We start from the raw sequence: 11736 nt of genomic DNA on the forward strand, positions 1-11736 counted from the left end.
TTTTCTCTTTATTTCGTAGCCGGACTTATAATGAAACCAATTATATTGAAGGGTAAACTTGCTTTTCGGCTTTATATTGAAAATTCTAAATATAGTTATCCGGACAAAAGTCAGGGAAAAAAATGACCGGCTTTTGCGTAGGGGCGTGCATTTTGCATGTCAAGTAAGTGTGAAGGAACAGACTAAAGAGTGGCGTTAAATAAAATTACATAATGCGATTAACAAGTATTGCAATTGTTTGCCTGATAGGTATTTTGACCATATCATCAACGTACGCACAAAAGGCCACGGGCTTCAAGAAAGATAAGGCGCTGCTGGGTTCCTTAAGCCAGCAGTTTAAGGATGGCGGGTCCCAGTACAAGCTGCTGGCTGCGCGGTTGAAGGCAGACCGCTTCCCTAAAACCTACTATGCCAAAACCGACAGTTTGGAGACCAGCGGCTCGGGCTGGTGGTGCAGCGGCTTTTACCCCGGCACGCTCTTTTACCTGTACAGGCAAACCCATGATAAGGCACTGCTGGCCGAGGCCAACCGTATCCTTTTGCCACTGGAAAAAGAACAGTATAACAAATCGACCCATGATCTGGGCTTTATGATGTACTGCAGCTTTGGCAACGCCTTAAAGGTTGACCCCAAGCCCCGCTATAAGCAAATACTGCTGAACAGCGCCAAATCCCTGTGCACCCGTTTTGACCCCAAGGTGGGCTGCATTAAATCATGGGATTCCAAAAAGCCGGAGTTTTTGGTGATCATTGATAACATGATGAATTTGGAACTGCTGTTCTGGGCCACCCGGGTAACCGGTGATTCGAGCTTTTACAAGATAGCGTTAACCCATGCCAATACCACAATGAAGAACCACTTCAGAGCCGATTACAGCTCATACCATGTTATCGACTATAACCCCCAGACAGGCGCCGTACAACAAAAGCGTACCGCCCAGGGCTACGCCAATGAGTCGGCCTGGGCCCGGGGGCAGGCCTGGGGCTTGTATGGCTATACGGTAATGTACCGCCATACCCGCGATAAGAAGTACCTGGTGCAGGCCAATCACATTGCGCAGTTTATCCTGGGCCACCCCAACCTGCCAAAAGACAAGATACCGTACTGGGATTTCAATGCGCCTGACATTCCCAGGGCCTTGAGGGATGCCTCGGCAGGAGCGGTGATGGCATCGGCCCTGCTGGAGCTGTGCACTTATACGGATAAAGCCATGGCACAGCGCTACTTCGGCAGTGCGCAAACGATGCTCAAAAGCCTGTCGGCAGCGCCATACAAGGCAGCACTGGGCAGTAACGGCGGCTTTATTCTGCAGCACAGCGTTGGGCACATACCCCAGGGCACCGAAGTGGATGTACCCCTTACCTATGCCGACTACTACTTTATAGAGGCACTGGAGCGGTATAAAACATTGTAGTAATTTGGCGGCTTATGTTTCAGAAAAATAAAATATTACTGTTGCTGGTCTTGATGCCTCTCATAGCATCCGGGCAGCGCAAAGCGAAGCAAAACACCAGGGAAACGTGGTTGGCTTATATGGACCGCATTGCCAGGCCGGTGATATACAACCTGGCGCAGGGCAAGCTGAAGGCCAATATGCCGGTGGAGTTTTCTGAGCATGTCGACAATAGGGCTTCAAGGTCACGGGTTGCTTATTTGGAAGCATTTGGTCGCACACTGTCGGGTATTGCGCCGTGGCTGCAGCTTGAAGGCGGGAGTGAGAAGGAAATAAAGCTGCGTAACCAGTACAGGCAATGGGTAGTGGCGGGCATTGCAAATGCTGTAAATCCGCAATCTGCCGATTACATGGAGTGGAATGGTGGGCAACCGCTGGTAGATGCCTCGTTTCTTGCTTTAGCACTCATCAGGGCACCCTGGATATGGGAGCACCTGGATAAAACGGCAAAAGCCCAGGTGGTGGCAGCTTTTCTGCTTACCCGCAACACTGTTCCGGTATATAGCAACTGGATATTGTTTACAGGAGCTATTGAGACGTTTTTTGATAAATACGGTTTAGACTACGACCCTGTAAGAGTAGAATTTGCAATCAGAGAGTTTACACAGCATTGGTACACAGGCGATGGGATGTATGCAGATGGAATGAGCTTTCACCTCGATTACTATAATAGTATTGTTATTCAGCCTTACCTCAGCGATATTTTGGATGTAATGGCAGATAAACAAAAACGCTACCTGCGTGAAAGGGATCAGGTAATGCAAATTGGGCAGCGGTATGCACAAATTTTGGAACGCTCGGTTAATACAGACGGTAGTTATCCTACGTATGGCCGTTCAATCGTTTACCGCGGAGGAGTATTTCATCACCTGGCCAACGTAGCGCTTAAAAAACAATTGCCGTCGTCTATTTCACCGGCGCAGGTAAAAGAAGCTTTGACAGCTGTTATGAAAAAGACCATAGATGCGCCGCAAACCTTCACCAGTTCCGGCTGGCTAAATATTGGTTTGTATGGTAAACAGCCTGGCCTGGCCGAAGGATATATAACCACCGGGAGCGGCTACCTTTGTTGCACACTGTTCCTGCCTTTGGGCTTACCCGATACTGATGATTTCTGGTCGTCGGCGCCGCAGCCATGGACGGCGGTAAAAATCTGGAGTGGACAGGATGTGCCTGCCGACCATGCCCTGGAACTTAGAAAATAAACATGCCTTATGAAAACGTTTAATCAAATAAAATACCTGATCTTATTATTCATACTCCCTGCTTTATACGCTCACGGGCAACGCAATAACTTTACACCTGGCGAAATCTGGCCCGATGATAAAGGCGTGCATATTAATGCTCACGGTGGCGGCATAATGTATCAAAAAGGGAAGTATTACTGGTTTGGCGAGCACAAAATTGCCGGAGGTGCAGGCAATAGGGCCATGGTTGGTGTACATTGTTACTCATCAAAAGACTTATACAACTGGAAGGATGAAGGCATTGCTTTAAAGGTGTCTGAAGATACCACAAGCGACATTGCCAAAGGCTGTATTTTAGAACGGCCTAAAGTAGTTTACAATAAGAAAACGAAGAAGTACGTGATGTGGTTCCATTTGGAGTTGCGTGGGCAGGGATACAAAGCAGCACGAGCCGGAGTGGCCACAAGTGATCGTATTAATGGCCCGTATACCTTTATCAAGAGCTATCGCCCAAATGCCGGTTTTATGCCAATTTATCCGGCCAGAACGCCAGACGCTGAGAAAGTAGATTGCGCCAACATTAAGAACCGGAGCGAGGGTTTCTTTTGCAGAGACCTGCCCGGAGGACAAATGGCCAGAGATATGACGGTGTTTGTGGATGATGACGGGAAGGCTTACCATGTGTTCTCTGCAGAAGAGAACGCCACGCTTGATATGGCAGAACTGACAGACGACTATACCGCTCACACCGGCAAGTTTGCAAGAGTTTACCCGGGGCGCTCAACCGAAGCGCCGGCTGTATTTAAGCGTAAGGGTATTTACTATATGATTGGCTCAGGCACAACAGGTTGGGATCCAAATCCGGGGCGTTGGTTTTCTGCGCCATCCATTTGGGGGCCATGGACATATCATGGTAATCCATGTAAAGGGTTGAAAGCGGAAATTACATTTGGCGGGCAAAGTACGCACGTACTGCCGGTACAGGGCAAAAAAGACGCTTTCATTTTTATGGCCGATAAATGGACGCCGAAAGATGCAATTGATGGGCGTTACCTCTGGCTGCCGGTCAAGTTTAAGGGAGACGAGATGGAAATTAATTGGCTGGAAAAATGGGATCTAACGGTATTTGACAAGTAAAATGATCAAGATAATTCTGACAGGAGTACTGTTGGCAACGGGATTGCTAGCCACTGCACAAAATAATTTAATTACTAATATAGGGAACCGCAAGGCCGTTAGCCTGAACGGCACCTGGCAGTATATTGTTGACCCGTATGAAACTGGGTTTTACGATTACCGCTACAAAGAACTGCGCGAAGACCACCCGGATGCGTATTGGAATACCGATGTACCCACCGACCGCAGTGAAAAAAAAGAACATGGTTATACCGACAAATACACCTTACATGTACCAGGTGACTGGAACCATCAAAAACCGGAGTTTGTGTATTACGAAGGTACTGTATGGTATAAGAAGACGTTTAATTACCCTAAAACGACTGCCGGCAATAAATACTACTTGTATTTTGGTGCTGTAAATTACCGGGCCGATGTTTACCTGAACGGCAAAAAGCTCGGCATGCACAAAGGTGGCTTTACTCCCTTTAACTTTGAAGTGCCCGCAACGCTGCTTAAAGAAACCGGCAACTTTCTGGTAGTAAAGGTAGATAACAAGCGCGATGCCAATGAGGTACCCACGCTCAACACCGATTGGTGGAACTACGGCGGCATAACCCGCAATGTAAAGCTGATTGAGGTGCCTCAAAAATTTATACAGGATTACGTCATCCAGCTTAAAAGGCCGCAGCCAGGCAAAGCACCGGCCAAATCACCATTGGCAGAAGGCTGGGTGAAACTTAGCCAGCAGCCTGCGGCTAATGAAATGATCAGTATTGAAATTCCGGAGCTGAAATACAAAAAGCAGATACCGGCTACCGCTCAGGTTACTAGGCTAAGCATCAATTTACCTAAAGTGCAATTGTGGTCGCCGCTACAACCCAAACTGTACAAAGTATTAGTAAGTACTGCAACTGATAGGGTAGAAGATAAAATAGGTTTCAGAACAATTGAGGCATACGGTAAACAGGTATTACTTAATGGCAAACCGCTGTTTATGCGCGGCATTAGTATACATGGCGAGATACCACAGGATGTAAGACGCGCTTACAGCGAGGCGGATGCCCGGCAACTGCTGGGTCAGGCTTGTGAACTGGGCTGCAATATGGTAAGATTAGCACACTATCCGCACGACGAAACAATGACGCGTTTGGCCGATTCGCTGGGCATAGTGGTATGGTCTGAGATACCGGTGTACTGGACTATTAACTTTGGCAGTGCCGAGGTGTTAGCCAAGGCCAAGGTGCAACTTAACGAGATGATTACCCGCGACCATAACCGCGCCAGCGTCATTATTTGGTCGGTAGGTAACGAAACACCTATCAGTCAAACCCGAACTAATTTTATGAAAAGCCTGATTACGGCTGCGCGTGAGCTCGACAACACCCGCATGATATCTGCAGCTCTGGAAGTGAACTATAATTCGGGTAAAAATCTCAATTTGATTGACGATCCTCTGGGCGAATTTGTTGATCTGGTAGCGTTTAACGAATACCTTGGCTGGTACGGCGGCCTGCCCGATAAGTGCCGAACTACTAACTGGGGCACTGTTTACAACAAACCCTTATTTGTTAGTGAAACAGGTGCCGAGGGTAAAACCGGCTTCCATGCCGATTCGCTTACTCGCTTCAGTGAAGAATACCAGGCTTGGTATTACCGCGAGCAGATAGCTATGCTCAAGCGCATGCCCGATAATTATGTAGGCATTTCACCCTGGGTACTGGCAGATTTTCGTTCACCCAAGCGTAACAACCCGCTTTACCAGGAAGGCTGGAACCGCAAGGGCTTGTATGACGACAAGGGAAATAAAAAACAAGCGTTTTATATTCTTCAACAATATTATCAAGACATCGCGCAAAAAACAGGCAAATAGGTTCAACAATAACAATTACTATGATGATAAAAGTAAAGTGGCTTGCATTAGCCATTGGTGCCATTATATTGTGCCATGCTCCGGTCAAAGCACAAACAAAACATTCATTTTCATTAGGCGAGCAGGACTTTCTGCTCGACGGGAAGCCTTTCCAGATGATAAGCGGAGAAATGCACTATCCGCGTGTGCCGCGCGAAGCCTGGCGAGACCGGATGAAGATGGCCAAAGCCATGGGGCTAAATACCATCGGCACCTATGTGTTCTGGAATTTACATGAACCCCAAAAAGGCGTTTTTGATTTTACAGGCAACAATGATATTGTTGAATTTGTACGCATTGCCCAGCAAGAGGGGCTGTGGGTTGTTCTACGGCCAAGCCCGTATGTATGCGCGGAATGGGAATTCGGCGGCTATCCGTACTGGCTGCAAAACGAGAAGGGGCTGGTTGTTAGGAGTAAGGAGGCCCAGTACCTGAAAGAATATAAGGCATACATCGATGAAGTAGGTAAAAGGCTGGCCCCCATGCAGATAAATCACGGTGGCAATATTTTGATGGTACAGATTGAAAATGAGTATGGTTCATACGGCAGTGATAAAGAATACCTGGCTATTAATCAAAAAATGTTTAAAGAAGCCGGTTTTGATGGTTTGCTTTACACCTGCGACCCTGCTGCTGATGCTACAAACGGCCACCTGGAAGGACTTCTACCCGCAATTAACGGCTTGGATAACCCTGCCAAAGTAAAAGCGCTGGTAAATAAACTGCACAATGGAAAAGGGCCGTACTACATTGCCGAATGGTATCCGGCTTGGTTTGACTGGTGGGGAGCACCTCATCATACTGTGCCTGCCCAAGCCTATGCCGGTAGGTTAGATTCGGTGCTAACCGCTGGTATGTCTATCAATATGTACATGTTTCATGGTGGTACAACGCGCGGCTTTATGAATGGCGCCAACTATAAAGATACCAGCCCTTATGAACCGCAAACCAGCAGTTACGATTATGATGCCCCTCTGGATGAAGCTGGTAATCCTACTGCTAAATATCTGAAATTTAGGGAGGTTATTCAACGCAGTTTACCAAAAGGGCAGGCGTTGCCACAGGTGCCTGCAGCGAAACCAGCTATGCAAATTAGTCCGGTTACCTTGAGCCAAGCCGCCGTTTTGTTAAATAATCTGCCTAAAGCTGTAGAAAACCCAACACCATTAACTTTTGAGGACCTTAAGCAGGATTATGGCTATATGCTATACAGTACAACGGTTGTGGGAGGACGAAATGCTTTATTAAAAGTAAAGCAATTAAGAGACTTTGCCATAGTTATGTTGAACGGAAAAACGGTTGGAACCCTGGACCGCAGGACCAAACGCGACAGCATTAACCTGGAGCTCCCTACAGGCAACGTTAAACTCGATATACTGGTAGAGAATATGGGCCGCATTAATTTTGGCAAATATCTGCTAGAGAATAAAAAGGGTATCACCGAAAAGGTTTTGCTTGGTGGTGAGGAAATTAAAGGCTGGAAAATGTACAGATTCCCGATGGCCAATAGCAACGCTTTCCGATTTGTACAAGCAACTCAATCCGGAAATTCTCCCGTTATGAAAAAAGGAAGTTTTAATGTAAGTACGCTTGCAGATACCTATCTGGATATGAGTAAGTGGGGAAAAGGGGTTGTTTGGGTAAATGGACATAATTTGGGTAAGTACTGGAACATTGGCCCTCAGCAAACGATTTATGTGCCCAAAGAATGGCTTAAAAAAGGCAGCAATAGCATCATCGTACTGGATTTACTGACTTACAACGAACAAAAGGTAATTACCACCAGTAAGCCTGTGTTAAATATTATGGTAAAAAAGTAAAAGTTGAGTGCCAATAGCATGGCTGAAAGATAATAGCTTATGAAAGTATTAATCACCTTGTTGCTCTTTTTGCCCTCGCTGTCAATGCAAACGCCAGTGAGCCAGACCCAGCAATCTGACTACAAGCTTGTATGGAGCGACGAGTTCAATACAGACGGAGCGCCGAACCCTGACAATTGGACGTATGAGAAGGGTTTTGTTCGCAATCATGAATTACAATGGTATAATACTGAAAATGCACGCTGCAAGGGAGGGAAATTGATTATTGAAGCCAAGACAGACACTTCTAAAAATCCAATATACGACCCAACTTCTTCAGATTGGAAAAAAGCCCGTCCAAAAATTGGGTATACCTCAGCAAGTATCAATACATCAGGCAAGCACCAGTGGCAGTATGGACGTTTTGAAATGCGTGCCCGTTTCGATGTAGACCCTGGGCTTTGGCCGGCATTTTGGACGTTAGGCGTTAATGGCGAATGGCCCTCCTGCGGAGAAATTGATATTATGGAGTATTACAGGGGCAAAGTCTTAGCCAACATTGCCTGCGGAACTTTGGCCAGGTACAAAGCCCGGTGGTTCAGTAATACCAAAGCGCTTGAAGAGTTTAAGGATAAAGATTGGGCTCAAAAGTTTCATACCTGGAAGATGGATTGGGATGAACAAGCTATTAGTCTTTACGTGGATGATCAACTGCTAAATTCTGTAAAGCTAAGCGAGCTCGAAAACGCCAGTAAAAACCCGGTTAACCCATTTAAGCAGCCACATTACATTCTGCTTAATCTTGCACTTGGTGGTGATAACGGTGGCGATCCTAAAGGCACACCATTTCCGCGTACCTTCGAGATTGATTACGTGCGTGTTTACCAAAAAGAACCCAATGCTATTAAACAGTAAAGGTCACTTACATATAAACAGATTCTGAAAAAGCCTGCATATAAAAAGATAACTGGGCTTTATTGTAAAAATGTATGCTACAGTTACACATTACTGTAACCGCCAATCTAAACTTCCATGAAAAAACTGCTATTTATCCTTACTTTCATTACCTCAGTAGTTAGCGCACAAGATGCCCGAAACGACTGGGAGAACCCCAGCTTGTTGGATTGGAATAAAGAAAAGGCACATGCAGCCTTTATGCTTTATGATAACGCCGCTAATGCTAAAATTGATGACTATAAGTTGTCGCCATATTTCCGGTCATTGAATGGTGATTGGAAGTTTAGCTATGTAAATAAATATGCACAGCGGCAAAAGGATTTTTATCGAACCGACCTCGACGACTCTAAATGGGGTACTATTGCGGTGCCATCCAACTGGGAGCTAAAAGGTTTTGGTATTCCAATCTACACCAATATCACTTATCCGCATTTGAGGCAGCCGCCTTTAATTGGAGATAACAACCCGGTGGGAACCTATCGGAAAACATTCAGCGTGCCTGCAAATTGGCAAGGTAAGGAAGTGCTGCTCCATTTTGGTTCAATTAGCGGATGTGCATTTGTTTACGTTAATGGACAGAAAGTGGGCATGTCTAAGGTGGCTAAATCCCCGGCAGAATTTAACATTACAAAATACCTGAAACCAGGCGAAAACCTGCTGGCTGTACAAGTTTTTCGCTGGCACGATGGCAGTTATCTGGAAGATCAGGATTTTTGGCGACTGAGCGGGATAGAACGTGACGCTTTCCTTTACGCCGTGCCCGGTAAAACCGTATGGGATTACTTTTTACATGCAGGCCTCGATGATGCTTATAAGAACGGCACTTTCTCTGCAGAGGTAGCTTTAAGATCTTTTGCGAAACAAGTTACCGCCCCATCTTCTCTTACCATCGAAATATTTGATCGTTCAGGTAAACGTGTATTTTCCGAAAGTCAGTCTGTAAATGCCAGCAATGATACTTTGCAGCAAGTGCGTTTCAAAGGGCTGGTAAAACAACCTTCAAGATGGAGTGCGGAATCCCCGTACCTGTATGATTGCGTAATGACCTGGAGATTGGGAGGCGAAACTTTTGTTACCTCCAATAAAATCGGGTTCAGGCGGGTGGAGATCAAAGGTGCTCAACTGATGGTAAATGGCGTTCCCATATTGGTGAAGGGAGTAAACCGCCATGAACATGATGATGTGCAGGGCCACGTGCCTGTACGCGAAACGATGCTTAAAGATATAAGGCTGATGAAACAGTTTAATATCAATGCCGTTCGTACTAGTCATTACCCCAACGATCCGCTGTGGTATAAACTTTGCGACCAGTACGGGCTTTACTTGGTAGATGAAGCCAATATTGAAACCCATGGCATGGGAGCGGAGTTGCAGGGATGGTTTGATCGGTCTAAACATCCGGCTTATCTCCCGGAGTGGGCACCTGCACACGTCGACCGCACCATACGTTTGGTAGAACGGGATAAAAACCATCCGTCTGTGATCATTTGGTCTTTAGGAAACGAATGCGGTAATGGCCCGGTGTTCCATCAAACATATAAATGGATTAAAGAACGCGACCCCAGCCGCCCGGTTCAGTTTGAGCAGGCCGGCGAGAGTGAGAATACCGATATTGTTTGCCCAATGTATCCCAGCATCACTAACATGAAAAAATATGCTGCGGCAGACAAGCAAAGACCATATATTATGTGTGAGTATGCGCATGCCATGGGTAACAGTAACGGAAACTTTCAGGAATACTGGGATATCATCTCCAGCAGCAAGCACATGCAGGGCGGTTTCATTTGGGACTGGGTAGATCAGGGCATACGCACTGTAAATGCCAACCAAGATGTTTTTTGGGCTTACGGCGGCGATTTGGGTGCTTTTCATCTGCAAAACGATGAGAACGGTGTAGCCGATGGGCTGGTAAGCTCCGACCGTACACCCGACCCGGGATTATATGAAGTAAAGAAAGTATACCAGAACATCCATTTCAGCTCTACATCCCCCGGTAGTGGCAGGTTCACCGTGCGGAATATGTTTGATTTTACCGACCTCGATCAGTATAATTTCAAGTGGTTGTTATACAAAAATGGTGAGTTGATTAAACAGACGCCTTTTACGTTAAATTTAGCACCTCATCAACAAAAGGAAGTTAAACTACCGCTTAACGGCACAGGCAACAATTTGAGCGATGAGTATTTTGTTATCATCCGTGCATTAGCTAAAAAGCCATCAGAGATGATACCGCAGGGCCATGTAATTGCCGAAGAACAGTTTAAGCTAGGCGGTGATTATTTTGCAAGCCAGCCTGAAAAAAAAGGACAATTGGTTATAAAGCGAAACGAAAAGACGCTGAGCTTTACAGCTGGCGACATTAGCGGGGAGTTTGATATAACAGCCGGCCGCATGAACACGTTTGCAAGCAGTGGCGGGCAAGCACTAAGGCAATTCCCAGAACCTTATTTTTGGCGTGCACCAACCGATAACGATTTTGGAAATGGAATGCCGGAAAAATTAGGCATTTGGCGCAATGCTCATGCAGCCCGCACAGTAAAGAGTGTGGTTGTTGGTGAGCAAAATACCACTGGGTTAAACATCGCCGTAAATTATTTATTAGACGGCATTGATGTACCGTATACGGTTAACTATCACGTTAACAACGATGGTTCGGTTAAAATAACTGCTGCAATAGATATGACGGGCCGCAACCTGCCCGAATTGCCTCGCTTTGGTATGCGGATGCCGGTTCGTGGCGGTTATAACCATTTGTCTTATTACGGACGCGGACCTTGGGAAAATTATAGCGACCGTAATACGGCAGCATTTATTGGCCGTTATAACGATCTGGTAGAAAATCAATTTTACCGCGGTTATATAAGGCCGCAAGAAAGTGGCTATAAAACCGATGTAAGGTGGCTAACATTGCTTGATGCCGAAGGAAAAGGCTTAAAGGTGGAAGGTGCCCAGCCCTTATGTTTTAGCGCGATGAACATTGCGACCGAAGCCCTTGACCCCGGCCTGTCCAAAAAGCAGCAACATCCAACAGATCTGCGTTACAGTAACAATGTGTTTCTGCAAATTGACCTGGCCCAGCGCGGAGTTGGGGGAGATGACAGTTGGGGAGCATTGCCTCATCAACAGTACCGTTTGCTGGGAAAGAAGTACAGCTATTCCTATACATTAAGTTTGGTTAAATAACTCCTGCAATCGGAGTGTTTAGTCTGCCTGGTTCATATTTCTAATGAGTTTTAAAAATGTTTGATAAATTTTGATGGTGTGATTTGAAGTTAAACAGTAGGTTATTTAACATTATGAAATACCCACCA

At 46.0% G+C, this 11736-nt stretch carries 7 protein-coding genes; all 7 read left to right on the forward strand.

All coding sequences use genetic code 11. The annotated features are described in order from the left end of the window. The first annotated feature begins 212 nt into the window (after positions 1 to 212). The 7 genes from ABDD94_RS08915 to ABDD94_RS08945 all read left to right on the forward strand — a co-directional run bounded on the left by ABDD94_RS08915 (position 213) and on the right by ABDD94_RS08945 (position 11608). On the forward strand, positions 213 to 1415 hold the full coding sequence (locus ABDD94_RS08915; protein ID WP_345955567.1) for a glucuronyl hydrolase: 1203 nt from the start codon (positions 213 to 215) through the stop codon (positions 1413 to 1415). 53 nt (positions 1416 to 1468) lie between these two features. Beyond that, on the forward strand, positions 1469 to 2659 hold the full coding sequence (locus tag ABDD94_RS08920) for a DUF2264 domain-containing protein (RefSeq protein ID WP_345955568.1): 1191 nt from the start codon (positions 1469 to 1471) through the stop codon (positions 2657 to 2659). A 9-nt stretch (positions 2660 to 2668) separates the two neighbouring features. Beyond that, positions 2669 to 3778, forward strand: coding sequence for a glycoside hydrolase family 43 protein (locus tag ABDD94_RS08925; RefSeq protein ID WP_345955569.1), 1110 nt, complete (start codon positions 2669 to 2671; stop codon positions 3776 to 3778). A 1-nt stretch (position 3779) separates the two neighbouring features. Beyond that, positions 3780 to 5630 (forward strand): glycoside hydrolase family 2 TIM barrel-domain containing protein, encoded by a 1851-nt coding sequence (locus tag ABDD94_RS08930; protein ID WP_345955570.1) that lies wholly within the window; start codon positions 3780 to 3782, stop codon positions 5628 to 5630. Between the two features lie 20 nt (positions 5631 to 5650). Beyond that, positions 5651 to 7489, forward strand: a complete 1839-nt coding sequence (locus tag ABDD94_RS08935) for a beta-galactosidase family protein (RefSeq protein WP_345955571.1) — start codon at positions 5651 to 5653, stop codon at positions 7487 to 7489. 39 nt (positions 7490 to 7528) lie between these two features. Beyond that, positions 7529 to 8383 (forward strand): glycoside hydrolase family 16 protein, encoded by an 855-nt coding sequence (locus ABDD94_RS08940; protein ID WP_345955572.1) that lies wholly within the window; start codon positions 7529 to 7531, stop codon positions 8381 to 8383. 117 nt (positions 8384 to 8500) lie between these two features. Beyond that, complete coding sequence (locus ABDD94_RS08945) at positions 8501 to 11608, forward strand: glycoside hydrolase family 2 TIM barrel-domain containing protein (RefSeq protein WP_345955573.1); 3108 nt, start codon at positions 8501 to 8503, stop codon at positions 11606 to 11608. The last annotated feature ends 128 nt before the right edge of the window (positions 11609 to 11736 follow it).

This window comes from Mucilaginibacter sp. PAMB04168 (assembly GCF_039634365.2).
GTDB lineage: Bacteria > Bacteroidota > Bacteroidia > Sphingobacteriales > Sphingobacteriaceae > Mucilaginibacter.

Bases quoted from the DNA above. Each gene is read 5' to 3' on its own strand.
- ABDD94_RS08925 (WP_345955569.1), top strand. From the start codon at position 2,669: ATGAAAACGTTTAATCAAATAAAATACCTGATCTTATTATTCATACTC.
- ABDD94_RS08915 (WP_345955567.1), top strand. From the start codon at position 213: ATGCGATTAACAAGTATTGCAATTGTTTGCCTGATAGGTATTTTGACC.
- ABDD94_RS08940 (WP_345955572.1), top strand. From the start codon at position 7,529: ATGAAAGTATTAATCACCTTGTTGCTCTTTTTGCCCTCGCTGTCAATG.
- ABDD94_RS08920 (WP_345955568.1), top strand. From the start codon at position 1,469: ATGCCTCTCATAGCATCCGGGCAGCGCAAAGCGAAGCAAAACACCAGG.
- ABDD94_RS08945 (WP_345955573.1), top strand. From the start codon at position 8,501: ATGAAAAAACTGCTATTTATCCTTACTTTCATTACCTCAGTAGTTAGC.
- ABDD94_RS08935 (WP_345955571.1), top strand. From the start codon at position 5,651: ATGATGATAAAAGTAAAGTGGCTTGCATTAGCCATTGGTGCCATTATA.
- ABDD94_RS08930 (WP_345955570.1), top strand. From the start codon at position 3,780: ATGATCAAGATAATTCTGACAGGAGTACTGTTGGCAACGGGATTGCTA.